This window comes from Arthrobacter sp. 10N43, from assembly GCF_056394525.1.
The window spans coordinates 1-21,160 of sequence record NZ_JBFTIA010000020.1 but is presented as its reverse complement, the minus strand read 5'-3'; the positions used below and the strand labels follow the sequence as shown (position 1 = coordinate 21,160).

General features: G+C 68.3%; 25 protein-coding genes. 18 read left to right on the top strand and 7 right to left on the bottom strand.

Going from position 1 to position 21,160, the window contains the following annotated elements:
- Positions 1-26: 26 nt before the first annotated feature.
- From AC1DDO_RS21770 to AC1DDO_RS21710, 13 genes are all read left to right on the top strand, one after another.
- Entirely contained in the window at positions 27-527 is a 501-nt protein-coding gene (locus tag AC1DDO_RS21770) for a GNAT family N-acetyltransferase (RefSeq protein WP_476972733.1), read from the top strand.
- A 3-nt stretch (positions 528-530) separates the two neighbouring features.
- A complete protein-coding gene (locus tag AC1DDO_RS21765; protein ID WP_476972732.1) occupies positions 531-1,613 on the top strand; it encodes an amidohydrolase family protein in 1,083 nt (360 codons plus the stop codon).
- An 80-nt stretch (positions 1,614-1,693) separates the two neighbouring features.
- Entirely contained in the window at positions 1,694-2,569 is an 876-nt protein-coding gene (locus AC1DDO_RS21760; protein WP_476972731.1) for a VOC family protein, read from the top strand.
- A gap of 432 nt (positions 2,570-3,001) precedes the next feature.
- Entirely contained in the window at positions 3,002-3,439 is a 438-nt protein-coding gene (locus tag AC1DDO_RS21755) for a hypothetical protein (RefSeq protein WP_476868924.1), read from the top strand.
- 218 nt (positions 3,440-3,657) lie between these two features.
- Positions 3,658-4,083: a 30S ribosomal protein S16 gene (gene rpsP, locus AC1DDO_RS21750; RefSeq protein ID WP_026266438.1), complete on the top strand. Its 426-nt coding sequence runs from the start codon at positions 3,658-3,660 to the stop codon at positions 4,081-4,083.
- Position 4,084: 1 nt separating this feature from the next.
- Entirely contained in the window at positions 4,085-4,327 is a 243-nt protein-coding gene (locus tag AC1DDO_RS21745) for an RNA-binding protein (RefSeq protein ID WP_018773450.1), read from the top strand.
- Positions 4,328-4,462: 135 nt separating this feature from the next.
- Entirely contained in the window at positions 4,463-5,050 is a 588-nt protein-coding gene (gene rimM, locus AC1DDO_RS21740; protein WP_476868922.1) for a ribosome maturation factor RimM, read from the top strand.
- On the top strand, positions 5,051-5,920 hold the full coding sequence (gene trmD / locus AC1DDO_RS21735; protein WP_476868921.1) for a tRNA (guanosine(37)-N1)-methyltransferase TrmD: 870 nt from the start codon (positions 5,051-5,053) through the stop codon (positions 5,918-5,920). It begins immediately after the preceding gene.
- Positions 5,921-6,154: 234 nt separating this feature from the next.
- Positions 6,155-6,514: a 50S ribosomal protein L19 gene (rplS, locus tag AC1DDO_RS21730; RefSeq protein WP_441407644.1), complete on the top strand. Its 360-nt coding sequence runs from the start codon at positions 6,155-6,157 to the stop codon at positions 6,512-6,514.
- A 107-nt stretch (positions 6,515-6,621) separates the two neighbouring features.
- A complete protein-coding gene (gene lepB / locus AC1DDO_RS21725) occupies positions 6,622-7,302 on the top strand; it encodes a signal peptidase I (protein WP_476972730.1) in 681 nt (226 codons plus the stop codon).
- On the top strand, positions 7,303-8,331 hold the full coding sequence (gene lepB / locus AC1DDO_RS21720) for a signal peptidase I (RefSeq protein WP_476972729.1): 1,029 nt from the start codon (positions 7,303-7,305) through the stop codon (positions 8,329-8,331).
- A gap of 10 nt (positions 8,332-8,341) precedes the next feature.
- Positions 8,342-9,007, top strand: coding sequence for a ribonuclease HII (locus AC1DDO_RS21715; protein ID WP_476972728.1), 666 nt, complete (start codon positions 8,342-8,344; stop codon positions 9,005-9,007).
- 151 nt (positions 9,008-9,158) lie between these two features.
- On the top strand, positions 9,159-9,485 hold the full coding sequence (locus tag AC1DDO_RS21710) for a DUF2469 domain-containing protein (protein WP_018773443.1): 327 nt from the start codon (positions 9,159-9,161) through the stop codon (positions 9,483-9,485).
- A 100-nt stretch (positions 9,486-9,585) separates the two neighbouring features.
- Here AC1DDO_RS21710 and AC1DDO_RS21705 read toward each other — a convergent pair whose 3' ends face one another.
- Entirely contained in the window at positions 9,586-10,008 is a 423-nt protein-coding gene (locus AC1DDO_RS21705) for an HAD domain-containing protein (protein ID WP_476868917.1), read from the bottom strand.
- A 254-nt stretch (positions 10,009-10,262) separates the two neighbouring features.
- Between AC1DDO_RS21705 and AC1DDO_RS21700 the strand changes: the two genes are divergently transcribed.
- The 5 genes from AC1DDO_RS21700 (at position 10,263) to AC1DDO_RS21680 (ending at position 15,325) form a co-directional block, all read left to right on the top strand.
- Positions 10,263-10,619, top strand: a complete 357-nt coding sequence (locus tag AC1DDO_RS21700; RefSeq protein WP_476972727.1) for a YraN family protein — start codon at positions 10,263-10,265, stop codon at positions 10,617-10,619.
- Positions 10,620-12,164, top strand: coding sequence for a YifB family Mg chelatase-like AAA ATPase (locus AC1DDO_RS21695; protein ID WP_476868915.1), 1,545 nt, complete (start codon positions 10,620-10,622; stop codon positions 12,162-12,164). It abuts the gene before it with no gap.
- Between the two features lie 48 nt (positions 12,165-12,212).
- Positions 12,213-13,400 (top strand): DNA-processing protein DprA, encoded by a 1,188-nt coding sequence (dprA, locus tag AC1DDO_RS21690; RefSeq protein WP_476868914.1) that lies wholly within the window; start codon positions 12,213-12,215, stop codon positions 13,398-13,400.
- 78 nt (positions 13,401-13,478) lie between these two features.
- Positions 13,479-14,405, top strand: a complete 927-nt coding sequence (locus AC1DDO_RS21685; RefSeq protein WP_476972726.1) for a tyrosine recombinase XerC — start codon at positions 13,479-13,481, stop codon at positions 14,403-14,405.
- Between the two features lie 416 nt (positions 14,406-14,821).
- A complete protein-coding gene (locus tag AC1DDO_RS21680) occupies positions 14,822-15,325 on the top strand; it encodes a DUF3145 domain-containing protein (RefSeq protein ID WP_091561164.1) in 504 nt (167 codons plus the stop codon).
- Between the two features lie 242 nt (positions 15,326-15,567).
- Here AC1DDO_RS21680 and fabF read toward each other — a convergent pair whose 3' ends face one another.
- The 6 genes from fabF to AC1DDO_RS21650 form a co-directional block, all read right to left on the bottom strand.
- On the bottom strand, positions 15,568-16,803 hold the full coding sequence (fabF, locus tag AC1DDO_RS21675) for a beta-ketoacyl-ACP synthase II (RefSeq protein ID WP_476972725.1): 1,236 nt from the start codon (positions 16,801-16,803) through the stop codon (positions 15,568-15,570).
- A gap of 167 nt (positions 16,804-16,970) precedes the next feature.
- Positions 16,971-17,216 carry an acyl carrier protein gene (locus tag AC1DDO_RS21670; RefSeq protein ID WP_079554778.1) on the bottom strand — a complete coding sequence of 82 codons (246 nt, stop codon included), beginning with the start codon at positions 17,214-17,216 and terminating at the stop codon, positions 16,971-16,973.
- Positions 17,217-17,418: 202 nt separating this feature from the next.
- Positions 17,419-18,480: a beta-ketoacyl-ACP synthase III gene (locus AC1DDO_RS21665; protein ID WP_476868910.1), complete on the bottom strand. Its 1,062-nt coding sequence runs from the start codon at positions 18,478-18,480 to the stop codon at positions 17,419-17,421.
- Positions 18,477-19,406, bottom strand: a complete 930-nt coding sequence (locus tag AC1DDO_RS21660) for an ACP S-malonyltransferase (RefSeq protein ID WP_476868909.1) — start codon at positions 19,404-19,406, stop codon at positions 18,477-18,479. Before AC1DDO_RS21660 ends, AC1DDO_RS21665 begins: the two co-directional genes overlap by 4 nt.
- An 87-nt stretch (positions 19,407-19,493) precedes the next feature.
- Positions 19,494-20,738, bottom strand: coding sequence for a PucR family transcriptional regulator (locus AC1DDO_RS21655; RefSeq protein WP_441407656.1), 1,245 nt, complete (start codon positions 20,736-20,738; stop codon positions 19,494-19,496).
- A 199-nt stretch (positions 20,739-20,937) separates the two neighbouring features.
- On the bottom strand, positions 20,938-21,160 hold a 223-nt coding region (locus AC1DDO_RS21650; RefSeq protein ID WP_476972724.1), incomplete at its 5' end, for a hypothetical protein.

Genomic DNA, 21,160 nt, shown 5'->3' with positions numbered 1-21,160 from the left:
CCAGGCGGCAGTGTTAGCGTGGAATTGTGACTCTGCCCGGGCCCGTGCCCCGCACCAGGACGGCGACGCCGGAAGACCTCGCGGCGCTGCCGGTTCTCGAGGCCGCGGCCGACCGCCTCCTTGAAGCGGCATTGGGGAACCAGGCGCTCCCGTCCCCGGAAATGACGACGCCGGTTGAGCCGCTCTTCGTACTGGTCGCCGGAAGCCCGCCTGTGGGATTCGCCCGCGTGGACGAAGTCGGCAGCCAGGCCCACCTGGAACAACTCTCCGTACATCCGGACTCTGCCGGACGGGGGATTGGGCGGTCCTTGGTTCACTCGGCCATCGACGCGGCCCGCGGCCGGGGCTATGCATGGATGACGCTGTGCACTTTCGCGGACGTTCCGTTCAATGCCCCGTTTTACGCAAGCTGCGGCTTTGAGGAACTCGCCGAGCCGGGGCCGGCATTGGGCGCCCTGCGGATCCACGAAGCGCAACTGGGCCTGGATGGGCTGGGCCGGCGGATCGTCATGCGGATTAGGCTGTAGGCCATGACCAGCATCATCGAGTTCACCGGCCCCATCCTCACCGCGGCGGACCAGGAACGCCGCGGGCTCTGGGCGGTGGACGGCCTGCTGACCTTCGACCGTCCCGCCGACGCGCCGGACCGCGTGCTGGACGGCTGGGTCATGCCCGGGCTCGTGGACGCACACTGCCACATCGGCCTTGGCCCGGGCGGGGACGTCTCCGAGGCCACCGCGGAATCCCAAGCCCTGGCGGACCGCGACGCCGGGACGCTGCTGGTCCGCGATGCCGGCGCCGTCCACGACACCCGCTGGCTCCAGCAGCGCCAGGACCTTCCCCGGATCATCCGCTCCGGCCGGCACATCGCCAGGGCCCGGCGCTACCTGCGCGGCCTGGCCGTCGAGGTCGAGCCCGGCGATCTCGTCGAGGCCGTACGGAAGCAGGCCCGTGCAGGCGATGGCTGGGTCAAGCTGGTGGGGGACTGGATCGACCGCGACGTCGGCGACCTCGCCGCCAGCTTTCCGGCCCGCACGGTCAAGGACGCCATCCAGGCCGCCCACGATGAAGGGGCCCGCGTCACCGCGCACTGCTTCGCCGAAAACACCCTGGATGACATGCTCGACGCCGGGATCGACTGCATCGAGCACGCCACCGGATTGCTGCCGCGGCACCTGCCGCGCTTCCTCGAACAGGGCGTCCCGATCGTGCCCACCCTGATCAACATCGCCACGTTCCCGGACATCGCGGCGCGGGCGGAGGCCAAGTTTCCGCGCTACGCCGCCCATATGCGCTCGCTGTGGGAGCGGCGCGCCGAGCGGGTCCTCGAAGCCTACGAGGCCGGGCTGGCCATCTATGCCGGGACCGACGCCGGCAGTGTCATCAGCCACGGCCGGATTGTCGACGAGATCCAGGCCCTGCACGCAGCCGGCCTGCCCGCCGCTGCCGCCCTCGACGCCGCGAGCTGGTCCGCGAGGACCTGGCTCGGCGCGGACTCCATCGGCGAAGCCGCAAGCGCCGATGTCCTGGTCACGCCAGAGGATCCGCGGAAAAATCCGGCGACGCTGCGGCAACTCAAGCACATTGTGTTGCGCGGCCACCTCATCCGCTAGGAATAAATTGAAGCTTCAAGTAATTTAACTCTATGACAGGTCACCGAGAGCCGGTGGCCCCAGAACACCGGAGCGTTTCAATGACCGCAGAAGCCAGCACCCAGGACCTCCTCCCTGCCGAACTCACCATGGGCACCGTGATGCTCAAGGTCGGCGACATGAAGCTCATGACCGATTACTACCAGCGCGCCCTCGGCTTGGAGGCGGTGGCCGAACAGGACGGCGGGCTCTACCTTGGCCGCCGGCAGAAACCGCTGGTCCATCTGGCCCCCGCGCCGGGCCTGAACCTGCCCTCCCGTGGCGAGGCCGGGCTGTTCCACACCGCCCTGCTCTTCGAGGACCAGCACTCCCTGGCGGCCACCATCGCCAGCGCCGCCCAGTACGAGCCCCAGTCCTTCACTGGCAGCGCGGACCACCTCGTCAGTGAGGCCTTCTACTTCAACGACCCCGAAGGCAACGGCATCGAGCTTTACTGGGACCGGCCGCGGGAGGCTTGGTCCTGGGAGGGCAAGAACGTCGTCATGGACAGCCTCGCCCTGCCGCCGCAGCGTTACCTGCAGCAGCACCTGACCGAGGCGTCCGTGGCCGGCCAGCGCGAGGCCGCCGCCGGCGTCGGGCATGTCCACCTGCAGGTGGGCGACGTCGCGTCGGCGCAAGAGTTCTATGTCGGCACGCTCGGCTTCGAGAAGACCGCGGGCTGGCACGGTCAGGCATTGTTCGTCTCGGCCGGCGGCTACCACCACCACATGGCCATGAACGTGTGGAACAGCCGCGGTGCCGGCCCCCGGCGCGACACGCTGGGCCTGGGCGAGGTGCTGATCGAAGTGCCGTCCGGCGACGACGTCGGAGCCCTGGCGGAGCGGCTCCAAGCCGCCGGCGTCGACTCGCACCACACCGGCGCCGAGCTGCGCTTCGAGGACCCCTGGCGCAACCGGATCCGCGTCGCGGTTCGCTAAGTCCGAGCCCTGAGGGACTTGCCCAGCGCAGTGGGCCAGAGGTGGACATGTCCCCATCCGGCTGGCCGGGCCGAGGGACATGTCCATTTGCCGCTGCCACCAGTGGACACAGCGCCTATATGTCCATTGGCCGGGGCGAGCGGAGGGCATATCCGCGGGAGGTGGCGGCGTGTCAGGGCCAGCCCGGGCGCGTGGCCGGGGCCAGCAGTGGGCGTGTCCCCGTGTCCCCGTGTCCCGTGTCCCCGTGTGGCTGGCCGGGCCGCGGGACATGTCCATTTGCCGTGGCCACGAGTGGACATAGTGCCGCTATGTCCATTGGCCGCGGCCAGCGGAGGGCATGTCCAGTCCAGGCGCAGCCGGGCCGAAGCGCTAGGCTGAAGTGACGTGCGAAAACAGCGGACCACGTACCGCCGAACCCTAAGGACGAGCTGCATGGGATTCACCGAAATCTTTGTGTCCACCCACGAAGGAGCCCTCAAGCGCGCCGGCGCACTCGAAGGCGGCGGCCCGGCCACGCCGGAGGCCGTTCGCATCCCGGACATCAGTGACTTTGAGGTGGAGCGGCTGGGCGACCTCGCCGGCGTGGCCGTGCACGCCCCCGGCGCGGACTACGAACTGGCGATGGTTGACGTGGCCAGCGACTCGCTGCTTGGCGTGCCCGCCGCGATGATCCGCACGCTGGCGGAGCTGCTCAGCTACGAAACCGAAGGGGAAGGGGACGTCCTCGAGGACGTCGCGGCCAACTGGGCCGCCGAGGAGGACATGCCCTTCGGTCCGGACGCGGCCCGGGGCTATGTCCGCCGGATCGCCGAGCTCGCCGCCGGAGTGGACCCCGCCACCAAGTCCGGTCTCTACGTCTGGACCTCCTGACCGGCCCGGATCGCCCCCTGCAGGACCCGTTCCGCCGGGCTGGGCCCGTGTCAAGTCGAAATCCTGCCGGTGATCTGGCACAATGAACAGGTACTCGATCTGCGTGGCCCCTCTCTCCGCGTCCGGATCTTGTCCTTTAGAACCCCCAAGTACGGCCCGCCCCACGGGTGCAGAACGCCGGGCTCGACCCCGTTTCAGAAACAGGAGTGACCACAAAAGTGGCCGTAAAGATTCGCCTTAAGCGCTTCGGTAAGATGCGCGCACCGTACTACCGCATCGTCGTCATGGACTCACGCTCCAAGCGTGATGGCCGTGCCATCGAAGAGATCGGCAAGTACCACCCGACCGAAGAGCCCTCGTACATCGAGGTCGACACGGACCGTGCCCAGTACTGGCTCGGCGTCGGCGCACAGCCGTCCGAGCAGGTTGCCGCGATCCTCAAGATCACCGGTGACTGGCAGAAGTTCAAGGGTCTGCCCGGCCAGGAGGGAACCTTGAAGACCAAGGCTCCCAAGGCTGCCTTCGTTACCCCGGAAAAGGGTTCCGTGATCATCCCGGAAGCCATCACCAAGAAGGCCAAGAAGGACGAAGCTGCCGAGGCTCCCGCCGACGCCGCCGAAGCAGAGACCACCGAGGCTGAGTAAATTGCTGGCAGAAGCGCTCGAACACCTGGTCCGCGGGATTGTTGACAGCCCCGAGGACGTCAAGGTCAGTGCGAAGAACAACCGCCGCGGGGAAACCCTCGAGGTGCGCGTTCATCAGGACGACCTCGGACGGGTGATCGGCCGGCAGGGCCGGACCGCACGCGCATTGCGCACTGTGGTTGCGGCGCTGGCGGACGGCGAGCCGGTCAGGGTCGACGTCGTCGACACCGACCGCCGCCGGTAACGCGTTCAGCAGTACTTGTCTTAAGTCCGGCCCCTTCACCAGATAACGGTGGAGGGGCCGGACTGTTTTCCCCTATTACTTTCCTGTATTTACGCACCAGCAGTACAGATTCACCAACCCCGAACAGAGGAACAGATGCAGCTCCAGGTGGCACGAATCGGCAAGCCCCACGGCATCCGCGGCGAAGTGACCGTCCAGGTGCTCACCGACGCGCCCGGCGACCGCTTTGTCCCCGGCACGAAGTTCATCGTGGAGCCTGCCTCGGCCGGGCCGCTGACGGTGTTCAGCGCCCGCTGGAACAAAGACATCCTGCTGCTGGCCTTCGATGAGATTGAGACCCGCAACGAGGCAGAGGGCCTGCGCGGGGCGAAACTTTTCATCGAAACCGAGGACATCGGCGCCGACGACGACGATGAGGGCTGGTACGAGCACGAGCTCGTGGGCCTGGAGGTCCGGGTCGGCGGCAGCGTCGTCGGCAAGGTCTCCGCGCTGCACACCTTGCCGGTCCAGGACCTGCTGGTGGTCACCACGGCCGAGGGCGCGGAAGTCCTGATCCCGTTCGTCGAGCAGATCGTCCCCGAGGTCAACGTGGGCGAAAAGTACGTCCTCGTCACCCCGCCGCCCGGACTGTTCGAGGTCAACACCGACGAGGCGCCCGAGCAGCAGAAGCCCGAAGCGCAGGGCGCATCCGCCGGGGACCTCGACGAGCAGGGCAACGCGTAGATGAGAATCGACGTCGTCAGCATCTTTCCGGAGTACCTGGCCCCGCTGGAACTGTCGCTGATCGGCAAGGCCCGCCAGGACGGCCTGCTGGACTTGAGGGTCCATGACCTGCGCGAGTTCACCACCGACCGGCACCGGACGGTGGATGACACCCCCTACGGCGGCGGAGCCGGCATGGTCATGAAGCCCGAGCCATGGGCGCAGGCGCTCACCGCCGTAGCCCTCGTGGCCGCCGGGCGCGCCGAAGGCACAGACGCTGCCGGCGAACATGCCAACGAAGCCACCGAAGCCAACGACGCCGGGGAAGTCGGGTCCGCCGGCAAGCCCGTGCTCATTGTCCCGTCGCCGGCGGGGGAGCGGTTCACCCAGGCCACAGCCCACGAACTCGCCGAGGAGGACCAGCTGGTCTTCGCCTGCGGCCGGTACGAGGGTATCGATGAGCGGGTCCTGGAATGGGCCGCGGACCACTTCACCGTCCGGCCCATGAGCCTGGGGGACTACGTGCTCAACGGCGGCGAAGTCGCCGTGCTGGCCATGGTGGAGGCCATCGGGCGGCTGCTGCCCGGCGTCGTCGGCAACCCCGAGTCCCTCGTGGAGGAGTCCCACTCGGACGGGTTGCTCGAGTACCCCGTCTACACCAAGCCCTCCAGCTGGCGGGACCGTGACGTCCCGGCGGTGTTGCTCAGTGGCAACCACGGCAAGATCGCCCAGTGGCGCCGGCACGAACAGTACCGGCGCACCGCCGAACGCCGCCCCGACCTCCTTGCGGAGTTCGACGCCGGCAAGCTGCCCCGCGCGGACCGCACGGCGTTCGCGGACCTGGGGTACGACGTCGTCGACGGCCACCTGGTGCGCCGTCCCGACGCCTAACCGCCGGGATTGGGCTAACCCGCAGAAAATGTGGCAAAATTAGGACTTGTGCCTGCTGGGTCGCGAACCTGCCACAGGGGGAGCGCTGCCAACAGCCGGGCACCCCGGTCCCGTCTATTCCTGACAGGGCCGGATCGACAAACTTTCGGCGGAATTTCCGGGCGGCCAAGGCTCCCGGGCTTGACCGCCGTAACCCAACGTGAGTGACCTGTGGCGTTCACCAGGAGTGGATCAATGCATATCCTCGATTCCGTAGATGCAGCCTCGCTGCGCACCGATGTTCCCGAGTTCCGCGCGGGTGACACCATCAAGGTTCACGTGAACATCATCGAAGGCAAGAATTCCCGCGTCCAGGTCTTCCAGGGCTTCGTCCTGGGCCGCCAGGGCGATGGCGTCCGCGAAACCTTCACCGTCCGCAAGGTCTCCTTCGGTGTCGGCGTAGAGCGTACCTTCCCGGTGCACTCCCCGATCATCGACAAGGTCGAGCTCGTCTCCAAGGGTGACGTGCGCCGCGCCAAGCTTTACTACATGCGTAACCTGCGTGGTAAGGCCGCGAAGATCAAGGAAAAGCGCGACTTCCAGACCGGCAAGTAAGTCCCTCCGGGACTTTTACCGCGGGTCCACGGACCGTCCCCGGCTTGTTGCCGGAACTATCCGCAACAGCGCACATTAGTTCACAACAGCGCCAGGGGATACGGAACATGGAACAGCCAAAACGCCAGCCCAGGAAACCGGGCTGGCGTTTTGCGTTGCTGGCCCTGGTGCTCGCCGTGGCCATCAGCGCTGTGGTCCGCTCGCTGTGGCTGGACATCTACTTCATCCCGTCCGCCTCCATGGAACCGCTGCTGCTCACCGGGGACCGGATCGTGGTGGCGCGCACCGGTTTCCAGGCTGAGCCCCTGGGCCGGGGAGACATCGTCGTCTTCGACGGCCGCGGCTCCTTCGCCCCGCTCAACAGTGGCAACGGCCCCGTCGTGGATGCCATCTCCGACGCCGGACACTGGCTTGGCCTCGCGGGCAGCGACACGACATACGTCAAGCGCGTCATTGGACTGCCCGGCGACCGCGTGGTGTGCTGCGACGCCGGCGGCCGGCTCACAGTCAACGGCCAGCAAGTTGCGGAACCCTATGTGTACCCGGGGGACACCCCGAGCGAAATGAAATTCAGTGTTGAGGTGCCGGCCGGGCGGCTTTGGCTGATGGGGGACCACCGCTCCATGTCGGCCGATTCCCGGAGCCTCCTCGGCGCCCCAGGCGGCGGGATGGTGCCGCTGGAACGCGTGATCGGCAGGCCGGTACAGATCATCTGGCCGCTTGATAGATTTGCAGCAGTAGCGCGGCCCGAACCAGCCGCGACAACGACGACGACGAACGGACAGTAGATGCCCGAAACCGAACCGCGCACTCCTGATCCGCAGGGCCAGGACGGACCCCGGGTTACCGCCTCGGCGATTCCCGGGGACGAGCCGGCGGAACACCCCACCACCCGGCTGCCGCAGGCACGGGTCGCGGACGAGCCCGCCGCCGGGGCGGAAGCCGGCCAGGGTGCAGGTGCGGTGGCAGGAAACGGTGACGGTGCTGTGCCGGCTGTTGCGCCGACGTCGCCGCCTGGGCCGTCGCAGGGCGAAAGCGCCGGAGCGCGGCGGGCTGATCGGAGCGGCAGGGAGCGGCCCTCCGGGCCCGCCCACGCCGAGCCATCCTCCCGGCGGGCACGGAGGGCGCAAGCCCGTGAAGGGCACAGCCCGTTGTTCCTGTGGCTGAAGGAGGTTGCCACAGTAGTCATCGTGGCGATCGTGCTGTCCTTCCTGATCAAGACCTTCCTGTTCCGGGCCTTCTACATCCCGTCTGAATCCATGGTCAACACCCTGGACGTGAACGACCGCATCTTCGTCAACCTCCTCGTGCCCGAGCCCATGGCGCTCCAACGCGGGGACGTCGTGGTGTTCCGGGACAGCCAGGGCTGGCTGGCCCCCGCAGCGGAGAAGACGAAGGGCCCGTTCACCTGGGTGCAGGACGGCCTGACCTTTGTCGGCCTGCTGCCGGACAACTCCGAACAGCACCTCGTCAAGCGCGTCATCGGCCTCCCCGGCGACCACGTGGTTTGCTGCGACGCCGGCGGCCAGCTCACCGTCAACGGCACGCCGCTGGACGAGACCTACATCAACGCCGCGGAGATTCCCCAGGTCAAAGACTTCGACGTCGTCGTGCCCGCGGGCAAGGTCTGGGTCATGGGCGACAACCGCAACCACTCCGCGGATTCCCGCGCCCACATGGACACCAACGGCGGCTTCGTCAACGAGTCCGACATCGAAGGCAAAGCCGCCGTCATCGCCTGGCCGCTGAACAGGATGTCCGCGCTCGACAACTATCCGAACGTCTTCCGCAGCGTGCCGGCCCCGAACGGAAAGTAAGCCTCCCGCCATGTCCGTCGCCCCCACCCTCGACTACGAACACCGCTTCCGCAGCTCCGGCGCCCGGCTCCTCGCGGGCATCGACGAGGTGGGCCGCGGTGCCCTCGCCGGGCCCGTCAGCGTGGGGATCGTCGTCGTGGACCTGCAACAGCAGAAGCTTCTGGCCGATGTCCGGGACAGCAAGCTGCTCAAGGTCGCGGACCGGGAGCGGCTGGTGCCGCTGGTCCGGGACTGGAGCGTCGCGTCCGCCGTCGGGCATGCGTCCGCGAATGAGGTTGACGAGCTCGGGATCATCGGCGCCCTCCGGCTGGCCGGCAACCGCGCCTGGTTCGCCGTCCTGGCCACGGGTGTTAGGCCCGAGGTGGTCCTGCTGGACGGCAGCCACAACTGGCTCTCGCCGGATCTGCAGCCCTCACTGTTTGACGATGCCCCCGCGGAACCCGGCTGCGACGCCCCCGTTCACACGCTGGTCAAGGCGGACATGCAGTGCCTCAGCGTCGCCGCGGCGAGCATCCTGGCGAAGGTCGAGCGCGATGCGATGATGTGCGAGCTGCACACCCAATACCCGGCCTACGGCTGGGACGAGAACAAGGGCTACGGCACCACGGCGCACAAGGAGGCCCTGCGGGCCGCCGGTCCCACGCCCTACCACAGGGTCAGCTGGCAGCTGCTCTAGCGCGCGGGTGCGGCCGGCCCGGGCAGGTGCTGCCCGGATCGGCGGGGCGCCTCGGCGGAACGCCTTGGCGGAGCGCCTCGGCGGAACGCCTTGGCGGAGCGGCGGCAGGGCCGTGGCGCGCGGCCGGCGCCGGATGGTGCAAGATGGAACCATGAGTGCCGAGGACCTTGAAAACTATGAGACCGACATGGAGCTACAGCTCTACCGCGAATACCGCGACGTCGTCGGGCTGTTCAGCTATGTGGTCGAGACCGAGCGGCGTTTCTACCTTGCCAACCACGTGGACCTGCAGGCGCGCAGCGCCGACGGCGAGGTCTACTTCGACCTGACCCTGCAGGACGCCTGGGTGTGGGACGTGTACCGCTCGGCCCGGTTCGTCAAGAGCGTCCGCGTCATCACGTTCAAGGATGTCAACGTTGAGGAACTGCCGCGCAGCGAGGAACTCGCCCTGCCCAAGGTCGAGGACCTGGGCAACTGAGCCTGGTTTCCTAACGCCCGATTGCTACGTTTCGTTGGCTGACAATCGCGTCAACACGTCCTGTCAACGCCGCTTCGGCGCAGCGTTGGTAGATGTTCCCTCACGGGTTATCTCCTCTGTTTAGAAATTCTGTTACCTGCTGCGCAACCTCGTCGGTGATTCCCGTCTGCCAGCTCGTTTTGAACAAGGGCTGACCGGCATAGAAGTCAGTGTCATCGTCGACAATTGCATACCGCGTAACTTCCGGATGCTGGTCCAGCCACATCTTCACCTCCTCGCCACGAAAACCTGTGTCTGCTGTCGGAGTGACGTCAAAGGTCTTGTAAACGTGTCGGTCGACTTCTTCACGGCCGCCTTGGAAGTGCCGCCATGTGGACGTAAGGACAATGGCTGCGTCAGTGTCGAGGATTATCTTGCCGACCTTGGATGCCAAGACAGGATCGATGCCCATGAAGCCCCGAAAGCGCTGTCTCGTACCCACGCGGTTGACGACTCCATCAATATCGAGGAAAAGTACCTTCATTCCTGTTGCTCCCACAGTTCGCCTCGCCGGCTTTGATTATGGGCCGCACTGCTGAACGCGCTTCGGACACTCGTATCATTTGGATTGTGCCCGTGTAACCACTGCTGGATGTAGTACCGGGTCTCGCCGCGTCGAACTGATCGGCCGCGCACAGCTCGTCCGTGATATGGCAGGCAGATTCCTCGGTTTGCCAGGTTTCCACATAGCCAAATTGTGCCCTGTGTTCGTCCGTGGCTGCGCTCCACGATGGAGGCATGAGAGCTAAGGATGTGCTGGGCCGGCGAGGGGAGGACCTCGCGGCGGGCTACTTGGAAGCCCAGGGCATGCGGGTGGTGGAGCGGAACTGGCGCTGTCCCGAGGGCGAGATCGACATTGTCGCGCTCGACGGCGACGCACTGGTCATCGCCGAGGTGAAAACCCGAAGATCCCTCGCGTACGGGCATCCGTTCGAGGCCGTCGGTGCGGACAAGCTGGCCCGGCTCCACCGGCTCGCGGCGGCGTGGTGCCGCGTCCAGGGGCTGCGGGCGCCGCTGTGCCGCGTGGACGTCGTCGCCGTGCTGGACGACGGCATTGGCGAGCCTGCCGTCGAGCACCTCAAGGGTGTGGGCTAGATGTCCCTGGGACGGACCTATTCCGTGGCCCTGGTAGGCCTCAACGGCTACATCGTGGAGGTCGAGGCCGACATCGGCCAGACCCTCCCGGCGTTCGTCATCCTGGGCCTGCCGGACGCGTCGCTCAACGAGGCCAAAGAACGGATCCGCTCGGCGGCCCAGAACTCGGGGATACCGCTCAGCCGCCGGAAGATCACGGCCAACCTCATCCCGGCGTCGCTGCCCAAACGCGGCTCGGGCTTCGACCTTGCCATCGCCATGGCCGTGCTGCTGGCGGCAGACGACATCCGCCCCACGGGCCGCATCGTCTTCATTGCAGAGCTCGGCCTGGACGGCCGGCTGCGGCCCGTGCGGGGCATCCTCCCGGCCGTGATGGCAGCAGTACGGGCCGGCTACCCCGAGGTCGTCGTGGCGCGGGCCAACGTCGCGGAGGCAGAGCTCGTGCCCGGAGCACGCGTCCGGGGGTATGCCACCCTGGCCCGGCTCGCCTTCGACTGCGGCGCGGACCCGCAGGACCTGGCCCTCGACTTCGCGCCCGAGCCCGAGGATGACGGCCCCGGTACTAGCCCCGGCCCTGCCCTGGCGCCGGACATGTGCGATGTTTCCGGCCAAGCCGCGGCGCGGCGTGCCTTGGAAGTGGCTGCCGCCGGGGCCCACCACCTGCTGCTGACGGGGCCGCCGGGCGCCGGGAAGACCATGCTCGCCGAGCGGCTGCCGGGCCTGCTGCCGGACCTGGGTGACACCGAGGCGATGGAGGTGACGGCCATCCATTCCCTGTGTTCGTTGCCGTCGGGCTCCGTGCAGCTGCTGCGCCGTCCGCCCTACGAGAACCCGCACCACACCGCGACCGCCGTGGCCATCATCGGCGGCGGGTCCGGGCTGCCGCGGCCAGGGGCAGCGTCCCGTGCACACCGCGGCGTGCTCTTCCTGGACGAAGCCCCAGAGTATGACCGTGGCGTCCTGGACGCCCTGCGGCAGCCGCTGGAAAGCGGCGAGCTGGTCATCCACCGTTCGGCCGGGTCCGCGGCCTATCCCGCCCGGTTCCAGCTGGTCCTCGCGGCCAACCCCTGCCCCTGCGGCAAGGCAACGGGCAAAGGGGTGGACTGCATCTGCACTCCCACCATGCGCCGCCGGTACCAGGCCCGGATGTCCGGTCCGCTGCTGGACAGGGTCGATATCCAACTCGAAGTCGAGCGGGTGTCGCTCGCCGGTTTCGGCCAGCCCGCGGAGGAGGAAGGGACCGCCAGCATCGCCGAACGCGTCCGGGCGGCCCGGAGCCGTCAGCTGGACCGGCTGCTGCCGTATGGGATGGAAACCAACGCCCAAGTCCCGGGGCGGCTGCTGCGCGGGGCCCTGCGGCTTGGCGCCCCCACCACCCGCATCCTGGACTACGCGCTGGAGCGCGGCGTGCTGACAGCACGCGGTTATGACCGTGTGCTGCGCCTCGCCTGGACCGTTGCGGATCTGTCCCTGCACGATGCACCGGACGCGGACGACGTCGGGCAGGCGCTGGGTCTCCGCCAGGCCGCGGCGGCCTCCCTGTGAACCCGCCGGCACGAATTACGCCCCCACCGCCACGCGAAAGGAACCACGATGAGGGATGACGAACGGACAGCCCGGGCCGCGCTGTCCCGACTGTTCGAACCACAGGACGCGGCGGCGCTGGCACTCGTGCAGGCCGCGGGGGCGCAGGACGCCCTCCGGATCGCCACCGGCGGACTCGCCGCCGGTCCCGGGCTCGAACAGGAGATCACCGGAATCCTGGCGGACAGCGGCCCCGGCGGCACCTGGTCAGGACTGGGCGCCGCCCTCAAGCGCTGGGCACCGCGGGTACCCGACCTCGCCCCCGAGAGGGACCTGGCCACCATGCAGCGGCTCGGCGGACGGATCATCATTCCCACCGATGCATTATGGCCCCTTCAGCTGGCGGACCTCGGCCTGCAGGAACCCCTGTGCCTATGGTGGCGGGGCATGGAGCAGGAGGTGCCGCCGGCGGCCAAGACCATAGCCCTGGTGGGCTCCCGGGACAGCACCAGCTACGGGGCGTCGGTGACCGGCGACCTCGCCTACTCACTGGCCCAACGGGGCTTCACGATCGTCTCCGGTGGCGCCTACGGGATCGACGCCCACGCCCACAGGGCGGCACTGGCCGGAAGTACAGGCGGCATGCCCACCATCGCTGTCATGGCCGGGGGAGTGGACCGCTTTTACCCTGCCGGAAATGAGGACCTGCTCCGGGCTGTGGCGGACCACGGGGCCGTCCTTGCTGAGGTTCCGCCCGGCTCCGCGCCCACCCGCTACCGTTTCCTGCAGCGTAACCGACTCATCGCGGCGTTGGCCGCCGTCACCGTCGTCGTCGAGGCCCGGTGGCGTTCCGGGGCCCTCAACACGGCCCATCATGCCGAAAGCCTGGGCCGGGCCGTCGGCGCCGTGCCCGGGTCCATCCACAGCGCCAACTCCGCCGGCTGCCACCGGCTCCTGCGGGAGGGCGGAGCGGTGTGCGTCACGGATGCGGGGGAAATCGCCGAGCTCGCCTCCCCGAGCGGCGACGCGATGCCCTCGGACAAGTCAACCCGCTCGGAAGCCCACGACGGACTGACCCTGGAGGACCTAATCTTGCTCGACGCCCTGCCGCTGCGGACCACCAGCTCCGTCGAGAAGCTCGCCACGGTGGCCGGACTGAGCCCGGAGTCGGTCCGCGCGGGGCTCGGCCGGCTGGGGCTGCTGGGCCTGGCCGAATCCCGGCACGGCGGCTGGAAACGTTCGGGGAAGGCCAACTGACATGATGAGCGCCGCCGGCATGGCGCGGCTCGCCGGAGCGCTCCTTGAATGCCCCGGGAATAATGCCAGAGTAGGAAGGTGTCTACACAGAAACTCCCTGCCCCGCTGGACGGCGCCGCCACCCGCTTCGGCCGCTACCTCGACGCCGAGCGGGGCCGCTCCGCCCACACCGTGCGGGCCTACCTCTCCGATGTCGAAAGCCTGCTGGCGCACGCTGCGACCGAGGGGGTCCAGGACCTTGCCGGGCTGGAACTCGGGACCCTGCGGCGCTGGCTGGGCGCCCAGAGCGAGTCCGGCAAGTCCCGCGCCACCCTGGCCCGCCGCGCCGCTACCGCCCGGGCCTTCACCGCCTGGGCGGTCCGCGAGGAACTGATCGAGGCCGACCCTGCCCTGCGGCTCAAGGCGCCCAAGCGGGAGAAGACCCTGCCCGGTGTCCTGCACCACCAGCAGGTCCTCCGGCTCGTGGACGACGCCGAAGCCGCCTCGGCCGAGGGAGAACCACTGGCTTTGCGCAACCGCGCTATGGTGGAGCTGCTGTACGCCACCGGTGTCCGAGTGGGCGAGCTGGCCGGCATGGACGTGGATGACCTCGACCCGGACCGCAGGACGCTGCGGGTGATCGGCAAGGGCAACAAGGAACGCACGGTCCCATACGGGCTGCCGGCGGCGCTCGCGGTGGACGACTGGCTCCGCCGCGGCCGGCCGGCCCTGGCCACCGGAACCAGCGGCCCCGCCCTCTTCCTGGGCGCACGCGGCGGCCGGGTGGACCAGCGTCAAGTCCGCAGCGTGGTCAAGGAGATGCTGGAGCGGTTGGGGGACACCGCAGCCACCGGTCCGCACGCCCTGCGGCACTCCGCCGCGACCCACCTCCTCGACGGCGGCGCAGACCTGCGCGCCGTACAGGAAATCCTCGGACACAGCAGCCTGGCCACCACCCAGATCTACACCCACGTGTCCGTCGAGAGGCTGCGGCAGAGCTACCAGCAGGCGCACCCCAGGGCCTGAGGATCGCCGGCACATCACGTCCGGCCGCCAGGGGCCCGGCAAGGGCCCGCCATCGCGTCCGACCGCCAGGGGCCCGCCATTGGACCCTGATTCCTGCACGGGAATCCGCCCATAGATCTGCCCTCCGCCAAGCGGACCAGGGTCCGCCGGGCGCCCCATGCAACCGGCCACGGCGCGCCGGGAAAAGACGCGCCGAATCGCACTGGCGTAATTAGGAGGGGTAGGGCAGAATAAAACTCACGCCCGGGAAGTTTCAAGTTGAACTTGAAGCTGGAATGCACCACGTCCCAGCTTCAAACCCGGTTGTATATTAGTAGTCTGGCAGGGACCGCCGGCATGAATTCGGATCCGCGCAACAGACAGACATCCAGGCAGAGGTCGTTGGGGAAGACGTACCTACAGCTATGGAGGATGGAATGTCTGTTGCACTGACCCGAGGTGTGTTGTTCGTTCACTCGGCCCCGACTGCCTTGTGCCCCCACGTCGAGTGGGCCATAGGGTCTGTCGTGGACAAGCGGACGGACCTGGAGTGGACCGCTCAGCCTGCCGCGCCCGGAATGTTCCGGGCCGAGCTGTCGTGGACCGGAGCGCCGGGCACGGGGGCTCAATTGGCGTCCGCTCTGCGCGGCTGGGCGCACTTGCGCTACGAAGTCACCGAGGAACCGAGCCAGGGAGTCGACGGCGGCCGCTGGTCGCACACCCCGGAGCTCGGAATCTTCCACGCCACCACCGACGTCCACGGCAACATCATGGTGTCAGAGGACCGTATCCGGTACGCCTACGAATCCGGGGCAGGCGACCCCTCCGCCGTCTATCACGAACTCTCGCTCGCCCTGGGCGAGGCCTGGGACGAGGAACTCGAGCCCTTCCGCCACGCAGCCGAAGGCGCGCCCGTGCGCTGGCTCCACCAGGTCGGCTAAGGACCGGCCAGGGGCTGCCCGCAGCAACTCCATAGCTAGGCGCCCCATGAGCGATGGCGGCAATGTTCAGGACGAGCATTGCCGCCATCGCTCATTCCGGGAGGGGCCCCGGGCGGCCGGCGCAGGATCGCGTCGTGATCAACGACTACGGCCCCAACCAGGACCCAAACGGCAGATGGCGGCAATGTTCCTTGAGAACATCGCCGCCATCTGTCATATGGGCGGGGGAGTGCGCGGAGCACTTACACGCTGCGTACCGCGATCACGGCGTTGTGGCCGCCGAAGCCGAACGAGTTGCTCAGCGCGGCGATGCTGCCGGCGGGCAGGTCCCGGGCCGTCGTGACGACGTCGAGCGGGATCTCCGGGTCCTGGTTCTCGAGGTTGATGGTCACCGGCGCCTTGCGGTCGTAGACGGCCATGACCGTCAGCACGGCCTCCACCGCACCGGAGGCGCCCAGCAGGTGACCCATCTGCGACTTGGTGGCCGAGACCGCGACGTTGTCCACGTGCTTGCCCAGGGCGGCCTTCAGGGCCGCGTACTCGGGCTTGTCGCCGACCGGGGTGGAGGTGGCGTGCGCGTTGACGTGCACGATGTCCTCGGGCTGGATGCGGCCGTCGAACATCGCGGCCTTCAGCGCGCGGGTGGCGCCGAGGCCCTCGGGGTCCGGGGCGGTGATGTGGTAAGCGTCGGCGGTCACCGAGGTGCCGGCCAGTTCGGCGTAGATCCGTGCGCCGCGGGCCAGGGCGTGTTCCTCGGCCTCGAGCACCAGAGCGCCGGCGCCCTCGCCCATGACGAAGCCGTCACGGTCGCGGTCGTAGGGACGTGAGGCGTGCTCGGGATCGTCGTTGCGGCGGGAGAGTGCCTGCATGGAGGCGAAGGCGGCGATCGGCATGGGGTGGATGGCCGCTTCGGCGCCACCGCAGACGACGACGTCTGCCTTGCCGGCGCGGATCAGGTCCAGGCCCACGTGCACGGCCTCGGTGCCGGATGCGCAGGCGGAGACAGGGGTGTGGGCGCCGGCGCGGGCGCCCAGGTCAAGGCTGACTGCCGCGGCCGGGCCGTTGGGCATCAGCATCGGCACGGTCATGGGCAGGACACGGCGGGGGCCCTTTTCGCGCAGGGTGTCCCAGGCGTCCAAGAGGGTCCAGACGCCGCCGATGCCGGTGGCGAAGGCCACTGCCAGGCGGTCGTGGTCGATTTCGGTGATGCCGGAGTCGGCCCACGCCTCACGGGACGCGACCACGGCGAACTGGGTGGACGGGTCCATGCGCTTGGCTTCGACCCGGGTCAGGACATCGAGGGCCGGGGTGGAGGCGCGTGCGGCGAAGTGGACCGGCAGCTCGTACTTGGCCACCCAGTCGTCCTCGAGCGTGTGCGCGCCGGAGACGCCCTTGAGCGCGTTCTTCCACATCGTGGGGACATCGCCGCCGATGGGTGTGGTGGCACCCAGACCGGTAATGACTACTTTGCGTGCCATGGGATCACTCTCTGTCGGTGCGCCTGCCGTATCCGGGACCGCGAACGGGATGGCCGGGGCCTGCGAGGGGAAAACTTTGGGGTCGTGCACTTGGTGGTGGTCCGGTCCGGGCACTACTGCAGCGCCCGGACCGGTCACCGGGTCCGCCGTTGCCGGCGGAAGCCAGACTAGGCCTGGGCGTTGGAGATGAAGCTGACGGCGTCGCCGACGGTCTTGAGGTTCTTGACCTCTTCGTCCGGGATGCGGACGCCGAACTTCTCTTCGGCGTTGACCACGATGGTCATCATGGAGATGGAGTCGATGTCCAGGTCCTCGGTGAAGGACTTGTCCATCTCGACGGCTTCGGTGGCCAGGCCGGTCTCTTCGTTGACGATTTCAGCCAGGCCGGCCAGGATTTCTTCGTTGCTAGCCATTGAAGGCTCCTTTTCTAGTTGTTGCCCCCGCCTGCCGGTCGAATGCCTGCATGCGGGGGCGGAAATGAATCAAACCGAGGGTTCGGCTTGGTGCGGGAATGCTTGCTGTGCACCGCATGGGGACAAGCCCTGAACGCGAAGTACATGCGGTGCAAAGGTGAAACGGGCGGAACGTATTTAGTTCGGAAAAGCGGGTGGCTGCCTAAGGAAGCACGACCACCTGGGCGCCGAAGACCAGTCCGGCTCCGAAGCCGATCTGCAGCGCCAGCCCGCCGCTGAGCTCGGGGTTTTCCTCAAGCAGGCGGTGGGTGGCCAGGGGGATGGACGCCGCCGAAGTGTTGCCGGCGTCCGCGATGTCGCGGGCGATCTTGACGGTCTCGGGCAGCTGCAGCTTCTTGGCCATCTCGTCGATGATCCGCATGTTGGCCTGGTGCGGGATGAACGCGGCGAGGTCCTCGGACCGGATGCCGGCGGCGTCCAGGGCCTGCTGGGCCACCTTGGCCATTTCCCATACGGCCCAGCGGAAGACGGTCTGGCCGTCCTGGCGCAGGGTCGGCCACAGGGACGCGTCGGTCACTGCCGCTTCTTCGTCGCTGACAGCGGCGCCGTGCTTGCCGGTCAGGGCGAGCTCGCGGATATCCAGCATCGAGTGGGTCATGCCGATCGCATCCCACTTGCTGCCGTCCGAACCCCACACCGAAGGGCCGATGCCCGGCGTGTCGGAGGGGCCGATCACGACGGCGCCCGCGCCGTCGCCGAGCAGGAAGGAGATGGTCCGTTCCGTGTTGTCGATGACGTCGGAGAGCTTTTCGGCGCCGACGACCAGGACGTAGGCGGCCGCGCCGGACCGCACCAGGGCGTCACCCTGGGCGATGCCATAGCAGTAGCCGGCGCAGGCCGCGGAGATGTCGAAGGCCGGGGCCGGGGTCGCGCCGAGGCGGTCGGCGAGGCTCGCGGCAGCCGAAGGGGTGGCATATGGGTGCGTGACCGTGGAAACGATCACGGCGCCGAGCTGGGAGGCCTCGATGCCGGCCCTCTGCAGCGCCTCGCGGGCGGCGCCCTCGGCCATGTCGATCACGCTGACATCGGCCGGTGCGCGGTGCCGGGTGATGATGCCTGTGCGCTGGCGGATCCATTCATCCGAGGAATCGATCCACTGGCACACGTCCTCGTTGGTCACGATCACGCTGGGCCGGTAGGCGCCGACACCCATGATGCGGGTGTTTTCCTGTACGGGCGCCTGCTTCAGAGTGGGAACGCTCATGCCCCTCCCTCCAATTCTGCAAATAAGGCCAGGGCCGCGGAGAGGTCGTCCGGGGTCTTGACGGTGACAGTCTTGACGCCGGGCATGCCGCGCTTGGCCAGGCCGGCCAGGGTTCCGGCGGGGGCCAGCTCGATCACGCCGGTCACGCCGCGCTGCACCATGGTCTCCATGCACAGGTCCCAGCGGACGGGGCGGGAGACCTGGGCGATCAGGCTGTCGACGGCGGCGCCGCCGTCGGTGACTTCCGCGCCGTCGAAGTTGGACAGCAGCGGCACCAGCGGGTTCTGCGGCTGCAGCGACGGGCGCAGGGCCTTCAGGGCCGCGCCGGCGGGAGCCATGTGCGAGGTGTGGAACGCGCCGGCGACCTTCAGCGGAATGACCCGGGCCTTGGCCGGCGGGTTCTCGGCCAGGGCCTTGAGCTGTTCCAGGGTCCCGGCGGCGACGGTCTGGCCGGCCCCGTTGACGTTGGCGGCGGTGGCGCCGGCTGCCTCGATGGCGGCCAGGACCTCGGCCGGGTCGCCGCCGACGACGGCGCTCATGCCGGTCGGGGTGGCGGCCGCGGCCGCGGCCATGCTGTTGGCGCGTTCGCGGACGAACGTCATGGCTTCGGTTTCCGTCAGGACACCGGCCAGCGAGGCCGCGGTGATTTCGCCGACCGAGTGACCGGCGAGGACCACCGGAAGGGTTCCGAGTTCGACGTCGAAGAGCGACTTTGCGGTCACCAGTCCGGCGGCGACGATCAGGGGCTGCGCGACGGCAGTGTCCTTGATGGTCTCCTCATCGGAGGTAGTGCCGTGGGCGGTGAGGTCGATGCCTGCTATTTCGCTGAGGGAGGCCAGGAGGCCTGCGACGGGTGGCAGTTCCAGCCAGGGGGCCAGAAAACCAGGGGTCTGGGAGCCCTGTCCAGGGCAGACGATTGCAAGCACGTAACCAGCTTTCCAAATTACGGCGTGAACATTCGTGTTTTCATGCACCAAGCTCACTGGGTCAGTTTGTAGGAAGTCTACAACGGATCAGGAGCCGTTGCGGGGAGGCTGCCGCTCCGTGGGGGCCTTCGGAGGAGCCGACAACCGGCCCACGACGAGGGCGGTTTGGAGCACGAACGCCTCCCGCGGCAGCAGGGGATCCCAGCCCGTGACGTCGCAGACGCGCTTGAGCCGGTAGCGGACCGTGTTGGCATGGACGAAGAGCTCACGGGCAGTCGCCTCGAGCGAATGGCCCAGTTCAAGGTACGTGCCGAGGGTCTCCACGAGCCCGTTGGAGGCGGCGAGCAGGGGGCGGTAGATGTTCTTGACCAGGGAGCGGCGGGCGGCGTCGTCGCCGGAGATCACCCGCTCGGGGAGCAGGTCATCGGCCGCCACCGGGCGCGGCGCGGACGGCCAGGCGCGGGCCGCCGTCAGGCCGGCAAATGCCGACTGGGCGGAGCCGCTGGCCTCGAGCAGGGACCCGGCCTCCGGGCCGTAGACCACCGGGCCGGGGGCGAAGAGTTCGCTGAGTTTCAGGTACGCGGTCTCCCGGTCGTGGACACCGCCGAGGATGAGGATGAGCCGGTCGCCCTGGATCCCCACAAGGGCGTCCTCGGCGAAACGCCCCGCGGTGCGCCGCAGTTCGCTGACGTAGCTGGCGCTTGGTTCGGACGGGGAATTTCCGACCATGACGGTGAAGCGCTCCTGCGCCTTCCAGCCCAGCGCCGCGATCCTGGACCGCAGTGCGTCCGTGTTTTCGCCGCGGAGTATGGCGTCGACGATCAGGGCTTCCAGGCGGGTGTCCCAGGATCCGCGGGATTCCGCGGCGCGGGCATAGACGTCGGCAGCCGCGAAGGCGACCTCGCGCGAGTAGCGCAGCACGGCTTCGCGGAGGGCTGACTGGTCCGCTTCCGGGGCTATGACCGGGACCTGGTCTTCGACCACTTCCACGACGATCCGGATCAGCTGGAGCGCCTTCTGGAGGCTGATGGAGCGGGTCAGTTCGGTGGGCGCGGTGCCAAAGACGTCGGAAAGGATCCACGACGGCGAGCTCGGCCGCTCATACCAGGTGACGAAAGCCGCGATGCCGTTCTGGGCCACCATGCCCAGCGCGGAGCGCTCGTCCGAGTTCAGCCGGCCGTACCACGGCAGGGACTTCTCCAACTGGCGCAGCGTCGTCGTCGACAGCTGGCCCACGCTGGCGCGGAGCTTCTTGAGGGTCTCGGCTTTCTCCGGAGTCATCGCCCTCGAGGCCGGCTTGCGTTTTTCGGGAGTGGTGATCGGCTCTGCCATGCATTGAGCATACGGGGCGCGCCGCCCAAGCTCCATTTGTGCGAAGGCTACAACTGCCGTTGTCCTGCGTCACAGCGCCCGGCGGCGTTGGGCGGAACGGCCGATAAGACGGTTAAACGCCCGACGGCGGCCCCCACCAATCGGTGGGGAGCCGCCGTCGAGTACGATGCCTGGCCTCACGGCCCGGCAGGGCGTCAGGTTAGGAGTCGCCGCCTGCGTTGCCGGTGGTGCCGGCATTCACGTTGTGCAGGCGGTACTTCTCGATGGCCTGGGCGGGCGCCTGGGCGTCGACTTCGCCGCGGCGGGCGAGCATCTGCAGGGAACGGACCACCACGGAGTGGATGTCGTTCTTGAAGAAGCGGCGTGCCGCGGCGCGGGTGTCGGAGAAGCCGAAGCCGTCGGCGCCGAGCGAGGCGAACTCG

Coding starts and splice junctions, on each gene's coding strand:
- lepB (WP_476972730.1), top strand. CDS start 6,622: ATGGAACAGCCAAAACGCCAGCCCAGGAAACCGGGCTGGCGTTTTGCG.
- AC1DDO_RS21760 (WP_476972731.1), top strand. CDS start 1,694: ATGACCGCAGAAGCCAGCACCCAGGACCTCCTCCCTGCCGAACTCACC.
- AC1DDO_RS21715 (WP_476972728.1), top strand. CDS start 8,342: ATGTCCGTCGCCCCCACCCTCGACTACGAACACCGCTTCCGCAGCTCC.
- fabF (WP_476972725.1), bottom strand. CDS start 16,803: ATGGCACGCAAAGTAGTCATTACCGGTCTGGGTGCCACCACACCCATC.
- AC1DDO_RS21710 (WP_018773443.1), top strand. CDS start 9,159: ATGAGTGCCGAGGACCTTGAAAACTATGAGACCGACATGGAGCTACAG.
- AC1DDO_RS21670 (WP_079554778.1), bottom strand. CDS start 17,216: ATGGCTAGCAACGAAGAAATCCTGGCCGGCCTGGCTGAAATCGTCAAC.
- AC1DDO_RS21705 (WP_476868917.1), bottom strand. CDS start 10,008: ATGAAGGTACTTTTCCTCGATATTGATGGAGTCGTCAACCGCGTGGGT.
- AC1DDO_RS21665 (WP_476868910.1), bottom strand. CDS start 18,480: ATGAGCGTTCCCACTCTGAAGCAGGCGCCCGTACAGGAAAACACCCGC.
- AC1DDO_RS21700 (WP_476972727.1), top strand. CDS start 10,263: ATGAGAGCTAAGGATGTGCTGGGCCGGCGAGGGGAGGACCTCGCGGCG.
- dprA (WP_476868914.1), top strand. CDS start 12,213: ATGAGGGATGACGAACGGACAGCCCGGGCCGCGCTGTCCCGACTGTTC.
- AC1DDO_RS21655 (WP_441407656.1), bottom strand. CDS start 20,738: ATGGCAGAGCCGATCACCACTCCCGAAAAACGCAAGCCGGCCTCGAGG.
- rimM (WP_476868922.1), top strand. CDS start 4,463: ATGCAGCTCCAGGTGGCACGAATCGGCAAGCCCCACGGCATCCGCGGC.
- rplS (WP_441407644.1), top strand. CDS start 6,155: ATGCATATCCTCGATTCCGTAGATGCAGCCTCGCTGCGCACCGATGTT.
- AC1DDO_RS21765 (WP_476972732.1), top strand. CDS start 531: ATGACCAGCATCATCGAGTTCACCGGCCCCATCCTCACCGCGGCGGAC.
- lepB (WP_476972729.1), top strand. CDS start 7,303: ATGCCCGAAACCGAACCGCGCACTCCTGATCCGCAGGGCCAGGACGGA.
- AC1DDO_RS21695 (WP_476868915.1), top strand. CDS start 10,620: ATGTCCCTGGGACGGACCTATTCCGTGGCCCTGGTAGGCCTCAACGGC.
- trmD (WP_476868921.1), top strand. CDS start 5,051: ATGAGAATCGACGTCGTCAGCATCTTTCCGGAGTACCTGGCCCCGCTG.
- AC1DDO_RS21755 (WP_476868924.1), top strand. CDS start 3,002: ATGGGATTCACCGAAATCTTTGTGTCCACCCACGAAGGAGCCCTCAAG.
- AC1DDO_RS21680 (WP_091561164.1), top strand. CDS start 14,822: ATGTCTGTTGCACTGACCCGAGGTGTGTTGTTCGTTCACTCGGCCCCG.